Raw genomic sequence first — 18,629 nt, forward strand, 5'->3', positions numbered from 1 at the left:
CAATTTCTTTGCCAGAAGTCTCAGTCTTTTGTAAGATAATTTTCTGGATTAATTTCCCAAAGTAGCCGTTTGAGATTTATTCTTGACTAAAACAGATAATTTGAAGGCGGATTGATGTCGATTCGCCTTTACTTCCTGCTATTTTTGAGTTTTTCAGGTAGACTGACCTTCTATTTCTTTAGATAGAGAAGAGAGTTTCATCCGGCGACTTTCACGAGAAATCGGTATTAAGGCTGGAGGTTTATTGATAACATTGCTATTTTGATAATTCTCAATTAATTTTGAAAATTCTGCAATGGTTGGCGCTTCAAATACACTACGCAAAGGCAATTCTATTTCCAAGGCATCGCGCACTCTGGAAATTAGCTGCGTTGCTAATAAAGAATGACCCCCTAATTCAAAGAAATTATCGTGAGTACCTAAGCGTTTGAGTCCCAGAATTTCAGCCCAAATTTTTACCAGCATTTCCTCAACCGGCGTGCGAGGTGCGACATAAGATCCAGACAGTTCTGGTTTCATCGGTTCAGGTGCCGGCAGTGCACGGCGATCTACTTTTCCATTAGGTGTGATCGGCAGGTACTCTAACACGACAAATGCTGAGGGAACCATGTATTCAGGCAATTTTTCGGTTAAATAACTCTGTAATTGGGGTACTAATTTACGCGCAGCTTTTGCTTGCAGAGGATTGTTTGCATAAGAATGCAAATTACCCTTCTTTGCCATAAAACCGGCATCCTTTGTCCTTCCTTGGCTACTAAGAGGAATTCTTTGATTGTTTATAGCTTCTTTTCGGACAAAAATCGCGTCATAGCACCCATTACCGCCGGCATCTGACCAGGTAATATTAAGCGTATAGGATAATTCCTCACTCATCCCATACAAATCTTCTGGTTCAACTCCAGAATCTTGAAATTCTTGCAAAGCTTTCTGCAATTGACTCGCTGTTTTAAATTTTCCGCTTTCTGACAGCCATTCTGCGGTTTTAACGGCTGCCACGACTCGCGCATTCGGTATTCTATTAATGCCTATTGCTTCGGGTTTAGTGGCAGTTAATAACTGGTGAATTGTAGAGAGTGTCAAATTATCTTCAATCCAGTCTAGACACTTTACTTCATCGCTAGTTCTGTTAATCGTTGATTTTTTTGCCTTAATATGGAGTATGACATTATAACGAAACTGCGTTAATTCATTATGATGCCGGCCTCGTACTAGCTGAATCTCTACGTCGCTAATTTCTGGCAAATGTTGCTTTAATGCACTAAAGAAACCTGGATCGATGACTAACTCTGTTTCTTGGAAAACTTGCATTTGCACTCGTTGCTGCAAGTGTTCGCAGGGAAGAGAAGGTTCTGCTTGATAAAGTTGTACCGAGGCGTGAAAAGCTTCCAGTAAGGGAAGGCTACGCACATCTCCGATGAAGATAAGTCCACCCGGTGCAGTTGCTTGCACTGCGCCTTTTAAAACTTGCGCTAAATAGTCAATATTGGGAAAATATTGCACAACTGAATTGAGAATGACTGTATCAAATGCTTCGGCTTCAATTCCCTCAAAATCCGTTGCTATTTTCTGAAGTAGCGTTACTTGGGGCATTTCTTGCTTTGCCACTTGCTGCTGAATATAGTGGAGTGCCGGCGCAGAGAAATCTGTTCCGCAATATTGTGTGCAATGCGGCGCAACTCTAAACAAAACTAAACCTGTACCGCAACCAATTTCTAATACTCGTTTCGGTTGCAAAGCGAGAATTTGTGCGACTTGATTATTTACCCACTCCCGTACCTGTTCTGCTGGGATCGGTTGGTCAGTGTAACTGCTATTCCATCCAATAATATTGAAGGTTGGATCTGCCTCGGCTGCCGGTTGTTTATAAGTCTCGTCGTAAAGCATTTGCCACTGCAAAACCTGTTCATCTTGCAATTGCACCGGCTGTATAGATGCCGGCTGTTCCTTGCCTTCAGAATTCAGTGTAAGATAAGCAACTAAACGTTTTTCGCCGGCAGCGTCCTCTCGCTCAACTGCCACGGTTTGCAATACGGCTGGATGCTGATTTAATACTGACTCAATTTCTCCTAATTCAATGCGAAAACCGCGAATCTTTATTTGATCATCACTTCGCCCTAAAAATTCAAGGTTTCCATCACCTCGATAGCGAACTAAATCACCCGTTTTATAAAGTCTTGATCCCTTTTTATCACTAAAAGGATTCGGAATAAATCTCTCAGCGGTTAAATCAGGTCGGTTAAAATATCCTCGCGCTAATCCATCACCACTAATATATAATTCCCCAGAAACTCCAATAGCTGCCGGCTGTAAATTCGCATCCAGAACGTAAAGTTGAGTATTGGCAATCGGACGACCAATAGGCGGCGCTACATCTGGGTGATTTTTAACAGTAATCTGACCGGAAGTTGTAACCACGGTATTCTCAGCCGGCCCGTAATTATTCACCACCTGAAAAGGATATGAGTTTAAAGGATACTCATGAAGTTTATCGCCGCCGGTGAGTAATAATCTTAATTCAGTATTTGTCGGCCATTCTATTTGCAAAACCTTCTCTGCTAAAGGCGTTGGTAAAAAGCTAATCGTAATCGCTTTTAAAACTAACCAATCTCGCAATTTTTCCGGCGATAGACGAGTTTCATCTTCTGGGAAATAAATACTCGCGCCGGCAGTTAAATACGGCCAAATTTCCCACACGCAAGCATCAAACGCAACACCGGCAATTTGTGTCACTCGATCAAGCGGTGAAACGCCAAAGGCTTGCTGATGCCAAAAGACGAGATTTAATAAGCTGCTGTGTTGAATTTGAACGCCTTTTGGCTTGCCGGTTGAGCCAGAAGTGTAAATCACATAAGCCAGGTTGCCGGCGGTGACGTTGCTAATAAGATTGTCTTCACTTTCTTGGGCAATTTTCTCCCAATCTTGATCCAAGCAAATGACACGGGATAACTCTATAGATGCAAACTTTTCTTTTTCTACCCAATCAGAAGAAGTCAAGACCACCGGCACTTGAGCATCCTTGAGGATAAAATTCAACCGATCAGAAGGATAAGTGGGATCTAAAGGCAGATAAGCCGCACCGGCTTTGAGAATGCCTAATATTCCCACCACCATTTCTATCGATCGCTCAACGCAAATTCCAATTAAATCTTCGGCTCCAAAACCCTGTTTTTTCAAGTAATGTGCTAATTGGTTGCTGAGTGTGTTGAGCTGCCGGTAAGTGAGTTGTTTATCTTCCAAAACAAGCGCAATAGCATCCGGTGTGCGTTCTACTTGCGCTTCAAATAACTGCTGCACGCACAAATTTTTAGGATAATCTGTTTCAGTCTTATTCCACTCCACTAATAGCTGATGTAACTCAGATTCACTTAAAATTGGTAAATCGGCTATTTTCTGTTCGGGCTTAGCAACGATGCCTTCTAAAAGTGTCTGAAAATGCCCTAACATCCGTTCGATTGTCGCGTGATCGAATAAATCGGTACTGTACACAACTAACCCGCTGATTCCTTCTGAGGGATTCACCCACAAATCATTACCGGCAGATTGTTGCCACAGATGAAACTCTAAATCAAACCGAGTTGTGCCGCTATCAAATTGCTGCGGACTTAATATTAATCCAGGCAGTTCTAATGCTTCTACAGGTGCGTTTTGCAACGCAAAAACTACTTGAAATAAGGGATTTTGGTTCAAATTGCGCTCTGGATGCAACTCCTCTACCAGCTTCTCAAAAGGCAAGTCTTGATGGGCATAAGCTCCTAGGGCAACCTCTCGAACTCGGCTCAACAATTCCCGAAAGGTTGGGTTTCCCGAAAGGTCAGCACGCAGCACTAAACTATTAACAAAAAAACCAATTAACGGTTCTATATCACTGCGGTTACGATTAGCAATGGGTGAACCGATTGCAATATCTTCAGTGCCGGTGTAGCGGTAGAGCAAAGTCTGAAATGCCGCTAGCAAAGTCATGAATAAAGTTGCCCCTTCCTGCTGACTCAAGGCTTCTAGCGCTTCACTCAAAGGCTTGGGTAAGCTAAGGGTTTGCGTTGCACCTCGATAAGTTTGAATAGCAGGTCTTGGTCTGTCTGCCGGCAAATTTAATATAGAAATATCGGCTAATTGTTTCTGCCAATAAGTTAACTGAGTTTCTAACACTTTCCCTGGCAACCATTCACGCTGCCAGAGAGCAAAATCTGCATATTGAATGGGTAGCGCCGGCAGCGGAGAAGGCTTGCCGGTGACAAACGCAGCATAAAGCGCCCCCACTTCCCGAATTAACACGCCAATTGACCAACCATCGGAGACAATATGGTGTAGATTCAACAATAAAACGTGTTCTGTCTCATCAAATTGCAACAATTTCACGCGCAGCAAAGGGCCATTTGTCAGATTAAAAGGACAGTGAGCTTCCTCAGTGGCAATGCGACGCGCTTCGGTTTCCCGTTTCTGTGCCGGCACTTCTCGCAAATTTATAACAGGTATCGATACCGTTAAAATGGGTGCGATTTTTTGCACCGGCTGCCCATCTACTAACTGAAATGTAGTGCGTAAAGCTTCATGCCGGCGTACAATTTCGTTAAAAGTTTGCTGTAGCGCTGTTAAATTTAGCGTGCCGGTTAATCGAAATGCCGTGGGAACATTATAGAAAGCACTCCCCGGAACCAATTGGTCAAGAAACCACAACCGTTGCTGAGCAAAAGAAAGTGGAAAAGTTTTGTCATCCCCTCTAGAGACAGGGCTTATAGAAGTCGCATTTATATTAATATTAGCTTGACGTAAAAATAAAATAATTTCTGCTTTGCGTTCAGCTAGCTGTGCCCGAATTTCTGGCGTTAGAGTTCCTTCCGGAGCATTACAGCGCAAACGATCTCCATCCACAAAAACCTGAATATCCAAGCTCCGAAGCTCTGATAGAAACTCAACAATATTCAAAATTACACCTCTGTTAGCCTATTCGTAAAAGCCATCGCTCATATCCTAACCTACTCCAAAAAAAGAGATAAGTCATCTGTGGTTAAAAAAACACCCTCCAATTTTACAGTTTCATGCCCAAACACAATTACCCTTAAACACTCATTGCCAATTGACCCAAACCCTTCAACACACTCAGAACATTATACAAATCATTCCCAGGATTGAAAATGTCCAATATCTTAGACAAAGCGTACTGTGGAGCCGGCCCTTTGACTAATTTAATAAATCGAAAACTTGCACCATTTGTGATCAGCCCAAAGGTAGATTTATCCGAGTTAGGATTTGCCTGCATATAACCAAGTAACTGCGCTCTCCCTGTATCCAGAGAGAAAGCTGCTTGCGTGGACTCGATGACCAGAATCCAAATCTGTTCAAATAGAGTTAATACATCCATCTGTCCTTTGTAGATAATTCCTTCATCTTCAAGAGAAATCTCCACAGACTTTTCTGACGTGATATGAAAGGGAGGTAGATAGAAGCCGGCTAAATCCAATAGCGGAGAGAGTACCACCATTTTGACAGTATTTTCCAGCAGCGGAGGGTACTTTAGCAAATTTGAATAACTTGCCTTAACTCGGTCAAGTTGTTGCTTTTCTAACTCGCTAATTTCTGGCAAGTTATCTTGCCACTCCCGGAAAAATTGGTCATTCTCAACGAGCTGCAGTCCAAATTTTGTTTCTAAATCATGCAGGGTAATATTTTTGATTGCAATTGTTTGAACCATAACTTTTGTGGGTAAAGGTGGGGAAACAGGAATTGAGAAAAGAAGATAACCGCTGCCTCATCCTTTAGAAAGACTTGTGGCGGCTAACACTTGCTATTGATTTAACTGTGATCTAATCTCATTATGACGTTGAAAGACAACGCTGTGAACATCCTATCGTAAGGTTTAAGCTCATGATATTTATGCCTCTCAATATCCCGTTAATATGGCTAGTTGGACTACTGTCCACCGGCATACTTGGCGGTGGGATCTACATTCTCTATGAGTGGTATGAAGGTGAACTTGAGGGAATGTCCTACTTATTGGGCGGACTAGCGATGGTTTTGTGGTCTTTTGGCGGTCGTTTTATCAGTTTGCCACTGTTGCGCCGGCCTGGAAATGATGAACCCAAGCGAATGCGTTCTGAGACTGTAAAACGTGTGCCGCGACCCGATGGTAGTGTGCTTCAAGTAGAGTTTTATGGCCCTGAAGATGGTCAACCAATTATCCTGTCACATGGTTGGGGTCCTAACAGTAACGTGTGGTACTATGCCAAGCGACAATTGAGCAAACACTTCCGAGTCATTGTTTGGGATATGCCGGGTTTAGGAAAATCAACTAGACCGAACAACAAGGACTATTCGGTAGAAAAATTTGCTAGAGATTTGGAAGCTGTTCTTGCCATTGCAGGGGATAAGCCGGCGATTTTACTTGGACACAGCATGGGTGGCATGGTTGCCTTAACATTTTGCCGGCTGTTTCCTGAACTGTTGGGAAAAAGAGTTGCCGGTTTAATTTTGGTTGATACTACTTACACCAATCCCGTTAAAACTTCTATTTTGAGCCGGTTGTTACGCAAATTGCAAAAGCCAGTTTTAGAACCGTTGCTCTACCTTGCTATTTTGATCTCGCCCATTTTTTGGTTGATGACTTGGCTGAGTTATCTCAACGGTTCGCTTTATATTAGTGTAGAAATATCTGGGTTCACCGGCACTGAAACACGCGGCCAACTCGATTTTTCTGCCCTATTATCTGCCTTCGCTTCGCCCGCTGTTCTCGCTCGTGGTACGTTGGGAATGTTCAACTACGATGAAAGCCAAACGCTGCCAACCGTTAACGTGCCGGTGTTGCTTATTTGCGGCGCATCAGATATCGCTACGACTCCTCCAGCCAGCGTCCGCATGAATGCGGAATTACCTCAATCCGAACTCGTCATTTTAAAGCCGGCTGGACACATGAGTTTGATGGAGCAAAATGCTCAGTTTTCTGAAGCGGTTAGCACCTTTTGCCAGACGCGCTTGTAACTCATGTTTTAAAATTCGATTTCTTCTCGCTCGTTTATCGCAGATTGGGTGGTATCTAAACCTTTTGCCGCCCAACAAATTGTTTCAATATATTTAGCAAGATGCGCCACAGTTGGTGCTTCAAATAGGTTGCGTAACGGCAATTCTACCCCAAAAGAGTCACGCACGCGGGAGACTAACTGGGTTGCGAGTAGAGAATGACCTCCTAATTCAAAGAAATTGTCGTGAATACTTACTTGTTTTAATCCCAAAATTTCAGCCCAAATGCCGGCTAACACTTCTTCAGCAGCAGTGCTAGGTGCAACATAATTTTCGTTTATGTTTTGAACGATATCTATCACCGGCAGCCGACGACGATCTATTTTGCCGTTGGGTGTGAGGGGTAAAGACTCCAGCACCACAAAAGCTGAAGGCACCATATATTCTGGCAACTTTTCTGCTAAAAATTGACGCAAAGTTGAGAGGAGGGATGAGGGATGAGAAATGAAAGATGAGTTAGAAGGAACAATGTAAGCCACGATGCGCTTATTAGCAGAGATATCTTCAATCGCAATTACAACTGTTTGTTGAATTGCTGGATGTTGACTGAGGATTGCTTCAATTTCTCCCAATTCAACGCGAAAACCGCGAATTTTTACTTGTTCATCAATCCGACCTAAGAATTCAATATTTCCGTCAGGCAAATAACGCGCTAAATCACCAGTTTTATAAAGCCGGCTTGAAGCATTAAGCGATGATTTCCCTCTCTCTCCCTCTTCAAAAAAAGGGTTCGGAATAAATCGATCAGCCGTTAAATCTGGCCGGTTGAGATAGCCTCGTGCTAATCTTTCACCACTGATATACAGTTCGCCGGCAATACCGATGGGTGCCGGTTGTAGTTGTTGATCTAGCAGATAAATTTGTGTATCCGTAACAGGGCGACCGATGGGAATAGATGTAGTAGATTCTGGAATATCTTGGACGCAGTAAAAAGATGAAAATGTTGTATTTTCTGTTGGGCCGTAAAGATGAATTAGTTGTTCGGGCGCACCTTTTTTTAGCACCTCTTGCACCCACTTCGGATCGGCACTTTCACCGCCAAAGAGCAAATATCTTAACTTATTGAAGGCTTGCGGAATCACGCTTGCCATCTGATTCACTAAAGCGGTGGTTAAAAACAAAACGCTGATGTTATCGGTTCGCAGTTGGGCTGTAAAATCTTCAGGTGAAAGGATAACATTTCTGTTAATGATAACAAGCTGAGCGCCGTGAAGTAATGCACCCCAAATCTCAAAAGCTGCGGCATCAAAGGAAGTATTGGAGACTTGAGCAATTTTATCTGCCGGTTCTATCTTGATATAATTTGGGTTTAAAAACGTCCTGACAACAGCTTTGTGAGGAATTGCCACTCCCTTCGGTTTTCCTGTAGAACCAGAGGTGTAGATGACATAAGCTAAATTTTCTTCGTTTGTACTGTTCTTAAGATTTTTCTCGCTTTCTCGGTTAATCACCTCCTCATCTTTATCTAAGCAAACAACTTTTGTTTTTCCATAATCAATATCTAATAATGAATGAGTGATTACCAAGGATACTTGAGCATCTTCTAACATAAAGCTCAAGCGTTCACGAGGATAACTGGGATCTAAAGGCAGATAAGCCCCACCGGCTTTCAAAATTCCCAGCATTGCCACGATGAGGCCGGCAGAAGGTTCTAGACAGATGCCGGTGACAACTTCTGAACCAACGCCCAATTTTTTCAAGTAGTGGGCTAGTTTGTTGCTGCGAATGTTTAATTCACGGTAGGTGAGTTTTTCTTCTTCAAAACTGAGGGCTATTTTATCTAGATTTTGCTCAACTTGTGCTTCAAACAATTGAGGAATAGTTCCCTTTATTTTAGAGGTAAAATTATGAACACTTAGAAAATTCGAGTTGAACTCTACCAAAATTTGATGTTGTTCTACTTCGCTCAAAATTGATAAATCACCAATACGCTGTTCTGGATTAGCAATAATTTTTTTTAACAGGATTTTAAAATGCTCCAACATTCGGGTAATGGTTGCGTGATCAAATAAATCAGTGTTATATACTACTATGCCCCTAAATCCTTCAGAATTTTGCCACTGCTCCCCATAAATGCTTCTAAAATCTGATGAGGATTTCCACAGATGCAGTTCTAAATCAAATCGCGTTGTTTGCGTTTCTATATTAACCGAACTTACCGCTAATTCGGGTAATTGTAGTCCCTCCATCGGAGAATTTTGGAGAGCAAACACGACTTGAAAGAGGGGATGCCGGCTCAAATTCCGCTCTGGCTGTAGTTCCTCAACTAGCTTTTCAAAAGGCAAATCTTGGTGGGCATAAGCTCCTAGCGTTACCTCTCGCACTCTGGCTAGTAATTCTCGAAATGTGGGATTTCCAGATAAATCAGTCCGCAACACCAAAGTATTGATAAAAAAACCAATGAGTTTTTCAATTTCGCTGCGATTGCGATTAGCGATGGGTGAACCAATGGCAATATCTTCTTGGTATGTGTGGCGGTAAATTAGCGTCTGAAATGCTGCTAGCAAAGTCATAAATAGGGTGACTTCTTCGCGCTGTGAAAGCTTCTCTAGTGCCTCACTCAGCTCTTGTGAAATCTCCAAATATTGAGTAGAGCCTCGGTAAGTTTGGGTAGCAGGTCTCGGTCGATCAACCGGCAGGTTTAATACCTCAATCCCGGCTAATTGCTGCCGCCAGTAAGCCAACTGGGTTTCTAACACCTCTCCTTGCAACCATTCGCGCTGCCATTCTGCAAAGTCGGCATACTGAAGCGGTAACGCCGGCATCAATGCAGGCCGGTTTTCAGCAAAGGCTGTGTAAAATATCCCTAATTCCCGAATCAGCACACCGATAGACCAATCATCGGCAACAATATGGTGCATATTCAGTAATAAAATATGTTCGCTCTCGTCTAGCCGCAGCAGTGTCACTCGCAATAATGGCCCTTGAGACAGATTGAAAGGACGCTCACATTCTGCTTTAATTAATCGCTTTGCTTCCGCCTCTCGTTCTGTTGCCGGCAACTGTTGCAAATCTAACACCGGCACAGATACGCTCAAACTCGGTGCAATTGCTTGAAAAGGTTGCCCTTCTACGATCACAAATGCCGTGCGTAAGACTTCATGCCGGCGCACAATTTCGTTCAATGTCCGCTCTAAAGCCGTTAAATTTAGCGTGCCGGTTAAGCGAATCACGGTCGGCACATTATAGGCAGCAGTGCCGGGAATTAACTGGTCAAAGAACCAAAGTCGCTGCTGCGCGAAAGAGGCTGGAAAAATAAAAACTTCCTCTTCAGGAAGATTGACTTTTGTTTCTACATCTGTATTAGAATTTTTAGAAATATCCGGCATTATTTTTATTTCGTTTCACTGCTTTTCTTGTCAAAAATTGTAGTGGTATAACCATAATTTTTCAAACCAATTATATTTAAATTCTCAAACAAGTGAAACAACGCCAAGCACAGCAGTTGAGACAATTTAATGCAAAAGGCGGTCAGTGAATTGCACTAACCGCCAATGACAGAATATTCAAAGCCGAGTGATCTGCATTTGGTCTGGCGTCAGGCCGGCAAAATGTCCTTCCCACGCAAGATTGATTTTTTGGGTTGAGGGAGTGGGAGATAAGCGTTACTTTGAAAAGAAATTTCTCTCGCCGGCATTTGTCGTAACTCTGCTTTGCCGGCACTGCAGTCTATGCTCTATATGAACTACCCTAAAATTACCCGGATTAATTTCTCTCCCCATCCATGCCTCAATTCCCATTAAAAATCATCAGCGAAACTTGATATTAGTGCGGTTTCTTGCTCAAAGCGTGCCAAGTGCGAGAACCTACAATGCCATCAGCAATTAAACCACTGTACTTTTGGAAAGCGCGTACAGCTTCTTCAGTTTTCGGCCCAAAGTTACCGTCAAGGTTTCCACCATAAAAACCGGCAATTTGAAGAACCCGTTGCACTGTGAGAACTGACTGACCTAGGCTGCCTCTTTGCAACACCAGCATATTGACAGGCGCACCGCTATAAAGCGCTTGCCAAGTCACCTCCCCAACGATGCCATCTTCTTTCAGGAAAACACGGTGCTGGAAAGCTTTTACTGCTGTTTCCACCGGCAGATCGAAAATTCCATCTAGGGTATCCGTATAAATTTCCCAATGTCCTAAGAGTTTTTGTAATTCTACGACTGCTGTTCCTTTAGAACCGCGCTGAAGAACCGGCTTGGTAGTTTTAGCTTGAGTTGTAGCGGTAGAGGTTGCTTTCGGATTAATTGGAGTTTGCATTTGAGTCAACTTGAATGTGTGTTCTTACCTTTTCAAGATACTCTGGCTTTCCCAGCGCCGACTTCACCGCATCGGCTCATCCAATAGGGTGAACTTGAGCGTAAATGCGTAGATTATTGAAATAAATTTAGTTACCCAATTTCCAATAAATTCAAATTGCTGTAGCAATCACTCTAATGGGTGAATCCATAGGATGAAGTACGTTTACGCTTGCGTATTGTACTTTTGTTAAAAGCCGAGATGATGAATAAATCCTATGTATTTACTATTTTTGTACGCGCTAGTTTCAGATTCCCTCACCTGTGGATGTGAACTGATTTTTTCCAACCCTAACAGAAAATTAGACCCAGAAGAACCTGACCACAGCCATCAAACTAAAATAGATAATGATTTGCGCCGGCTTCAACAAAACTATTCCCTAGAACGCCGGTTCTTGTTATAAGTTTTTAGTTGATTAAACGCAGATAAATGCCGCTAAGGTTAATTCCGATGCGCTAGATTTTTGCCTTTTAATTGTAATAGGTTTTATGTAATGTGGAGCGTTCCCAAGCAGAAGCCTGGGAACAGAAAAAAGTTAACCCTGATTTCAAACAATGCCGGCACGAAGCGCTACTACAGCCGCTTGAACTCGATCATCGACCGCTAATTTATTCATAATGCCACGGACGTGAGTTTTGACTGTGTTGGGACTAAGGTAAAGGTGAGCGGCAATTTCTGGATTGCTCAATCCTTCTACCATCAATTTCAGCACTTCTAACTCCCGTTGCGATAGTTGAGCGAAGTTGCCGGTGGGTGTCGGTGGTTTAAGATGATCGATGACTTTGCGAGCAATTTGGGGATCTAAATAGGTGGCTCCTTCATAAGCTGCTTCAATTGCCGTAAGCAGCCGGTCAACACTGGCTCCTTTAATACAATAAGCGTCTGCACCACTAGAAAGCGCTGCAATAATTTCTGTTTCAGTGGTGTGGGAAGTCAGCATAACCACTCGTACATTAGGAAGTGCTTCCTTAATTTTTTGAGTGGCAGCAATGCCATCAAGACGTGGCAAACCAATATCCATCACCACCACATCCGGCTTGAGTTCGAGTGCGGCTGCTACGCCTAAATAACCGTCTTCAGCCTGTCCTACGATAGTGAGTTGGGGGTAAGCGGCTAAGGATTGCTCCAAACCCAGTTGCATCATGGGATCGTCTTCTACAATCAAAACTCTTAAAACTAGAGTTTCAAGGGGAAGTTTCAGGGGAATTACAGTTTCGGGGGCCATAAGAATCGACAACAATTAGGGGTAAGACCGATAGCCAGATAAAAATTAGGACTCGATGCTAACACAAGGAATGCAAAAAGCAATAGTGAGATCCAAGCTATAACCAATTCTTCCGGAACATAGAAGCTTAATGTAACAAAAGTTATTGTGTAATTGCCAACAACAGCCATCGTAGAGGCAAAGTATTCAGATGATAAGTTATGGCTCGAACTACAGATTTATTAACCCAATCCTATGCCCTCTGGGCACGCTGCGCTACCGTCCCTACACCCCAGCAAAAATCTAATCCCCGGTTATCCTATCGGGATTATGTTGTATGCTTCAGGGAATTCTGCTACAATTCCTTTCAAAATAAAATTTATAGCAGTATATGACTGTTCAGCCTGGACATCTTCAAGCAATCCGGACACAACCTGTTAATCTCTCCTCACAACAGCCGGCCCAGAGCGAGCCAATGTTTTACTACTTTGCCTACGGTTCTTGTATGTGTCCTGTGGATTTGAAGCGTTCACTGGGCGAACACACTCATCCCTATGTCATCGGGCCTGCCACGCTTCAAGGCTACCGGCTGGGTTTTTACTGCCGGTCGCACCGGCGCAACTGTGGCGTCCTAGACGTGGTAAAAGACGCAGCAGCCTCAGTGGAAGGCGTCCTCTACCAATTGCCGTGGCGCTTGAGTGAACTACTAGATGAGCGGGAAGACGTTCCCCGTGGCGGCTACCGGCATGAAATGGTAGAGATTAACTGCCGTAACCAGGTATACGCCAACGTGCGTACCTATGTCGTGGTCGATAAATTAGCCGAAGAACTCGCCCCCAACGACTGGTACTTTAACGTTGTCCTGCGAGGCGCATTAACCTGCGGACTCCCCGAACAGTATTGCTGGCGCTTGTTCAATCATATGCACCAGCTACAGCAACGCGAATGGCAAACCCCCGTCCGCCGATCCGCCTAAGCCGGTTTTCAAATCCCCTAATCCCCATTTAGAAACACTTCAGCTAAGCGCTGCTGTAACATTTGGGGAAATTTCGCGTAGTATTTCTGATTCAGCGGTGAAGGGTGCGGCAGCGGTTGCAGCGTCACTTCCCGTTGGCTATCCCCCGATTTCAGGTTAATTTGAATGCTGCCGGTGTAGCGATCGCTTTGCTCAAAAAACTCCTTCATCGCTCCTTTTTCGCCATAAGGCAAAAACCATTTTAAAGCTTCATTTCCTAATGTAATTATCCGATTTCCTTGCCAATGAAAAATAAGAAATTGTTCTAGGAACGGACGAAATCGCTTTTTGACGGCTTCTGAATAAGCTTTATTTCCAGGTGGTTTGTAAGGAACTGTGTTAGTAAATACAACCTTATCTAGTACAGAGTTCAAATCGGTTGTTTTGTCTGGTTCTTGATGATAGATCGCCCGATATAACCCTTTGCGAACATGAGTGCCGGCAGCCCCACGAAGCGGTTGTTTGGCGTGAACTTCATCGGTTCCTAAGTCACGGGCAAAGAAACATAAATTGCTATTAAGATTGCCGGCATATAAAATTGGCTGGGTTGGTTCGATGCTGGCAGCTTGATAAACCGGCTCATCGATGGGAAATGTTTCCCGTTGCGCTTCTTGCTGAATTTGGGCAATTAATTCTTGAATGTCTGACATAGTTGTTGATGTTTATTGCAATCGCTGACAGCCGGTGTGTCAAAAGCTAGAGTAGCTTTGTGCCAGAATAACGGCAAGAGTGCGGGAGGCATGAAAGATGGTTTTGAGTAGGTATTGGTGAAATCATTGAAGGCTAGGCTTAAATTCGATAACTCTTTCTTCTCGGAATCGGCTCAATGATTAGCTGCTTTTACCATTATTAGAGTTTCTTTTAATTAGGAAGTCAGAAGCCAGTAGTAAGCCTGTAAGACTAAGTGCTAGCTCCTGAACAAGATTTGCAAGAGAGTCAAGTCATCTGTTTTCTAGTAATTTGATAACTCACTTCAGTATTGTAGAAAAATTTATTATGTATTTGCTATCCTGTAACCATGCATACATATATACAGGCTTACACTTTTCCTTTTCGGTTAACACCTTCCTGATTAAGCAACGAGTCAGGAAATACAGTGTTAGCTACAAAAATTAGATGATATTCCAAAGCTGTCAAAGGAGTGGAACCACACTCTTGCAAGATTCCCAGTGCGCCACTTGCCCAAGCGTGAATCCAGAAGTATGTGGCGCGTCGTAATGTAGGATAGGGCGTGGGATAAGACTCAAATAAGCGATTTGCCCAATTTTTATATTTTGGATGCATCTTTAAAATTGAATGATTAGGACAGACTACAGCACTTAAATCACCAATATGGTAGGCATAATTATCTCCCCATCGACAAAAAAAGCATTTGTTTCTAGAAATATTTTGGATGTTTCTAGACAAATTGTCACCCTGCCTTCCATACTTCTCAGATTTTCCTATATACAAAGGAATAACCTGCTGCTCCTCAAGCCAATACATCATGTAAATTAATCCTTCATATACATTTTTCCCCTGTTTGAAATCTGTCAATACTTTGCTAACTTCTTCAATTACCAGAGCTTGCATTTGGTCAGAGCGTTTCAGTATAATGCGATTATCATTACCATAATTTATTGTATCAACAACTTTTCCATTTGTACTAAATAACGGTACAGCAAATTTATTTTGAAAATACTGCTTACAAAACTCATTCCAGCGATTGAGTGGTGGCTCCATATTTTTTTAGTGCTTAGCAGGCTGAGTGAGGGCTTTCTTTTAAAATTCCCTGAAATCCTCCAAAGGTAACTGTCCTGACTCAACGATCAAGAACACAATCAACCTGGAAAGCTGATGAGACGGAAGCTTGAGGCGTTTTCTCACTCAAGTAAATGCCTATGTTATCTTGGAGCAAGGCTTCATACTGCTTATAAAATACACATTATGGAAGCCAGGTCTACGATTGCGATCATTGTTTCCCGCTCTGATACACTAGCTTCCAGCAATCCCTTAAATTGATATTACTTCCCGCACTCATTTAAATAACTATGAAGCTTTGGGCGTGCCTGAATTGTGGCGATATAATGGAAGCCGGCTGCAAATCAATGTATTGCAAGCGGGAAAATATATTGAATCTGACATTAGTTTTAACTTCCCCGAAATCCCGCAGTTAAAATCAGTGATTCCCCAGTATGTTGAGCAAAGTAAAACGGCTGGAAGAAACGCGAGTGTAAAAGCATTCCGAACTTGGGTGCGGGAGCAATTATAATTATGTTGAATTAATTTTGTGAAACCGGCAAGAAAGATGCCGGCCCCATCATTTTTCCTACTTGCCGCCGTAATAAAAAGCGATTTCTTTCTCTTTAAGCGGTGCGAAATCGGCATCGGCGAGCATTTTGTTGAGTTCTTCCTGAGAAATGTGCTTTGCGCCAATCCGCACAATTCTCGAACGCATGGTATTTGACACACCACTGCGTTGCCGGCCGGCTTCCAGCCCCATGACTTTGTGATACAGTTCTAGTTTGGCAGCAGGAATCGGAGATCCATCAAAATCAGTTCCCTTTGCGATCGCTACATCAATCGCATCAGCGCCGGTGGTTGTTTGAGTTTCTGGATTGGTTTCGGGGGACATAGCAAAAAGGTAAACGGTAAAAGCAAATACATATTACCCGTTTACTTGCCCCTTTAAAAACTGCCGGCTATCTCGGCTTGACGACGAGAACCGAACAGGGTGCATCCGCAACAACCTGGCTGCTGACTGATCCTTGCAAAATCCGATTCATGCCGGTTAACCCCCGGCTACCGAGTACAATCAGGTCGGCTTGGTAAATATTTGCCAAACGGATAATTTCTTCGGCTGGATCGCCGGTAACAATTTCCAATTCACTCTGACAAGGTAAATCAGCTTGGTACGCTTGCAGCTGTTTTTCAATTTGTCGGTAGGGTTCCTCGACAAGTCCTGGCCGATCTGCCTCTATTTCCAGATCAGGACTTCGCGGAGGTATCACATTGCTGAGGATGATTTTGGTTGCCGGCTGGAGTTGGAGTTCGCGTAGCGTCTGAATAACTTCCTCTGATAAGTCTGAACTATCAAGGGCCACCAAAATTGTCTTGAGCACTGCTCAAATCTCCTGAAAAGTGAAATGATTGCAGCCTAAATTTTACCCAAACCTCGTTTCAGATCCAGCGCAGCCATGTTAGCTTTGCTCGTTCATCTGAGTAGAGGATATTGAGACACTTGTTACCACAATCAGTTTAGCGGCATTTTGGTGTTAAATTTTTTGCGCCGGCAGATCCAACATCTCCCCGCATTTTCTCACCCATGTGAGATTTTAACAATCAAAGTGAGAAAAGAAACCAGACATCTTGCACCCTTCTCACTCAGCCCCTCTCATCGCAAAAGCCAATTGTAATCGGCTAAATTTCCGATCCCTGAAGGATTGAGTCCTTTTAAGGAGGACTTTCGCTATTCGCCAAAGATTGGAATCCCTGACAGTTAGTGAGAGGGGTGCAAGATGTGAGGAGAAAAAGTGCTGATTGCTTTTCCCCTCTAATTTCCCATCCTACTCGTCATGCTTCATTCTTCATCCTGCGTCCGATCCCCGTCCCCTAACTCCCAGGTTCCATCCTTGTTTTGGGTTCTCAGTCGCACCGAGTCGGCGTGAGAGGGAAGCCCTTCAGCAGTGGCTAATAGCTGGATCGCACTCGCTACCTTTTGCAAGGCTGCCGGTGAATACTGAATCAGGCTGGAATGTTTCATAAACGTTTCCACCCCCAGCGCTGAGGCATAACGCGCCGTCCCGGAGGTCGGCAATGTATGGTTAGGGCCGGCCAGATAATCTCCCACCGCTTCCGGCGTGGAATTACCCAAGAAAATCGCCCCAGCATGGCGAATTGATTCTAGCAGTGCCCAAGGATCAGCAACTTCTAGCTCTAAGTGTTCGGGAGCAAACTCGTTAGAGAGTTCTGCCGCCACGGTTAGCGACTCCACAATCACCACCAAGCCGTAATGGGCGATCGCTTTTTCCGTCAGGGTGCGACGAGGGTGTTCTGCCAGTTGTCGCTCGACTTCCGCCACAACTTGCCTTGCCAGTTGAGAATCGGTTGTCAGTAAGATCGCCGCCGCCATTGGGTCATGTTCTGCTTGGGCCAATAAGTCTGCCGCGACGTGTACCGGATTTGCCGCCCCATCAGCAATGACCAGCACTTCTGATGGCCCAGCTAAGGAGTCAATTCCCACGGTGCCGTAAACCAGCTTTTTGGCCAAAGTCACGTAGATGTTACCAGGGCCGGTGATCACATCTACATTCGGAATAGTTTCGGTGCCATAAGCCAAGGCAGCAATTGCCTGAGCGCCGCCCACCCGATAAATTTCGTGGACGCCGGCTTCCTGGGCCGCGACTAGCACCGCTGAGTTGATCGTTTTCTCTGAACCTGGTGGCGTACACATAATAATGCGCGGCACACCGGCCACTTTTGCTGGGATGGCATTCATCAACACCGTACTGGGGTAGGCGGCCCTGCCCCCAGGAATATAAAGCCCAGCTTTATCGACGGGCGTATATCGCTTGCCGAGGACGATTTCATCGTCGCCAAACTTCACCCAAGATTTAGGGACGCGCTGCCGGTGAAACGCTTCGATCTGTCTTGCGGCTAACCGTATTGCTTGTAATAACTCTTTAGAGACTTGTTGATAGGCTGCATCTAATTCTGAGCCGCTGACACGCAGCTGCTCGGCATTGAGCGTTTGCCCATCAAATTCTTCTGTGTAATGCAGGATAGCTCGATCGCCTTGGCGCTTCACGGCTTGGAGCACCTCCCGAACCGTTGCCTCTTTATGAACGACAGCGTCGTCATGGGTGCGATCGCAGATCCGCCGCAGTTCAGCCTCTGCCTCAGCCCGCTGAGTAATGATTCGCAGCATGGAGTAGGAATGCCAATCTAGGACTTACCCGTGAGAACGATTGGTCTAACATCGTGAATGAACTTTCAGCTAGCTGCCAGATGTTCGGCGGTCAGTTGTTTGCCCAAAGACCGCTGTAGGGGTGGTTTGCGTCCCAATAAGTTAGTGAAGCTTACCGCCCTTACTGACCCCCGCCCGAAGTTGAGGGCCAAACATAACTG

At 44.2% G+C, this 18,629-nt stretch carries 14 protein-coding genes; 4 read left to right on the plus strand and 10 right to left on the minus strand.

Annotated elements, in window-relative coordinates; genetic code table 11:
• Nucleotides 1-153 precede the first annotated feature (153 nt).
• Nucleotides 154-4,923 (minus strand): non-ribosomal peptide synthetase, encoded by a 4,770-nt coding sequence (locus H6F73_RS16590; RefSeq protein ID WP_190759878.1) that lies wholly within the window; start codon nucleotides 4,921-4,923, stop codon nucleotides 154-156.
• A 133-nt stretch (nucleotides 4,924-5,056) separates the two neighbouring features.
• Nucleotides 5,057-5,689: a restriction endonuclease subunit R gene (locus H6F73_RS16595; RefSeq protein ID WP_147685469.1), complete on the minus strand. Its 633-nt coding sequence runs from the start codon at nucleotides 5,687-5,689 to the stop codon at nucleotides 5,057-5,059.
• Nucleotides 5,690-5,862: 173 nt separating this feature from the next.
• Here H6F73_RS16595 and H6F73_RS16600 point away from each other — a divergent pair, with 173 nt between their 5' ends.
• Entirely contained in the window at nucleotides 5,863-6,972 is a 1,110-nt protein-coding gene (locus tag H6F73_RS16600) for an alpha/beta hydrolase (RefSeq protein WP_190759879.1), read from the plus strand.
• Nucleotides 6,973-6,980: 8 nt separating this feature from the next.
• On the opposite strand, the gene H6F73_RS16605 is transcribed toward H6F73_RS16600, so the two are convergent.
• Both H6F73_RS16605 and H6F73_RS16610 read right to left on the minus strand, forming a co-directional pair.
• On the minus strand, nucleotides 6,981-10,340 hold the full coding sequence (locus H6F73_RS16605) for a non-ribosomal peptide synthetase (RefSeq protein ID WP_190759880.1): 3,360 nt from the start codon (nucleotides 10,338-10,340) through the stop codon (nucleotides 6,981-6,983).
• Between the two features lie 436 nt (nucleotides 10,341-10,776).
• Nucleotides 10,777-11,265, minus strand: a complete 489-nt coding sequence (locus H6F73_RS16610; RefSeq protein WP_190759881.1) for a peptidoglycan-binding protein — start codon at nucleotides 11,263-11,265, stop codon at nucleotides 10,777-10,779.
• Between the two features lie 256 nt (nucleotides 11,266-11,521).
• Between H6F73_RS16610 and H6F73_RS16615 the strand changes: the two genes are divergently transcribed.
• Nucleotides 11,522-11,707: a hypothetical protein gene (locus tag H6F73_RS16615; protein WP_190759883.1), complete on the plus strand. Its 186-nt coding sequence runs from the start codon at nucleotides 11,522-11,524 to the stop codon at nucleotides 11,705-11,707.
• A 144-nt stretch (nucleotides 11,708-11,851) separates the two neighbouring features.
• On the opposite strand, the gene H6F73_RS16620 is transcribed toward H6F73_RS16615, so the two are convergent.
• On the minus strand, nucleotides 11,852-12,529 hold the full coding sequence (locus H6F73_RS16620; RefSeq protein WP_190759885.1) for a response regulator transcription factor: 678 nt from the start codon (nucleotides 12,527-12,529) through the stop codon (nucleotides 11,852-11,854).
• 370 nt (nucleotides 12,530-12,899) lie between these two features.
• On the opposite strand from H6F73_RS16620, the gene H6F73_RS16625 reads away from it, so the two are divergent.
• Nucleotides 12,900-13,484: a gamma-glutamylcyclotransferase gene (locus H6F73_RS16625; protein WP_190759887.1), complete on the plus strand. Its 585-nt coding sequence runs from the start codon at nucleotides 12,900-12,902 to the stop codon at nucleotides 13,482-13,484.
• Nucleotides 13,485-13,501: 17 nt separating this feature from the next.
• On the opposite strand, the gene H6F73_RS16630 is transcribed toward H6F73_RS16625, so the two are convergent.
• Nucleotides 13,502-14,173 carry a uracil-DNA glycosylase family protein gene (locus H6F73_RS16630; protein ID WP_190759888.1) on the minus strand — a complete coding sequence of 224 codons (672 nt, stop codon included), beginning with the start codon at nucleotides 14,171-14,173 and terminating at the stop codon, nucleotides 13,502-13,504.
• Between the two features lie 388 nt (nucleotides 14,174-14,561).
• Nucleotides 14,562-15,245, minus strand: a complete 684-nt coding sequence (locus tag H6F73_RS16635; protein WP_190759889.1) for a hypothetical protein — start codon at nucleotides 15,243-15,245, stop codon at nucleotides 14,562-14,564.
• A gap of 322 nt (nucleotides 15,246-15,567) precedes the next feature.
• Between H6F73_RS16635 and H6F73_RS16640 the strand changes: the two genes are divergently transcribed.
• Nucleotides 15,568-15,774, plus strand: a complete 207-nt coding sequence (locus H6F73_RS16640) for a hypothetical protein (protein WP_190759890.1) — start codon at nucleotides 15,568-15,570, stop codon at nucleotides 15,772-15,774.
• Nucleotides 15,775-15,831: 57 nt separating this feature from the next.
• On the opposite strand, the gene H6F73_RS16645 is transcribed toward H6F73_RS16640, so the two are convergent.
• The 3 genes from H6F73_RS16645 to hisD all read right to left on the minus strand — a co-directional run bounded on the left by H6F73_RS16645 (nucleotide 15,832) and on the right by hisD (nucleotide 18,429).
• Nucleotides 15,832-16,137, minus strand: coding sequence for a DUF4090 family protein (locus H6F73_RS16645; protein ID WP_190673408.1), 306 nt, complete (start codon nucleotides 16,135-16,137; stop codon nucleotides 15,832-15,834).
• Between the two features lie 67 nt (nucleotides 16,138-16,204).
• Nucleotides 16,205-16,624, minus strand: a complete 420-nt coding sequence (locus H6F73_RS16650) for a universal stress protein (RefSeq protein ID WP_190759891.1) — start codon at nucleotides 16,622-16,624, stop codon at nucleotides 16,205-16,207.
• Between the two features lie 458 nt (nucleotides 16,625-17,082).
• The gene (gene hisD, locus H6F73_RS16655) at nucleotides 17,083-18,429 is read right to left on the minus strand and encodes a histidinol dehydrogenase (RefSeq protein WP_190759892.1); all 1,347 of its coding nucleotides are present in this window, start codon (nucleotides 18,427-18,429) and stop codon (nucleotides 17,083-17,085) included.
• Between the last annotated feature and the right edge of the window lie 200 nt (nucleotides 18,430-18,629).

Source organism: Microcoleus sp. FACHB-68 (genome assembly GCF_014695715.1).
Lineage (GTDB): Bacteria > Cyanobacteriota > Cyanobacteriia > Cyanobacteriales > Oscillatoriaceae > FACHB-68.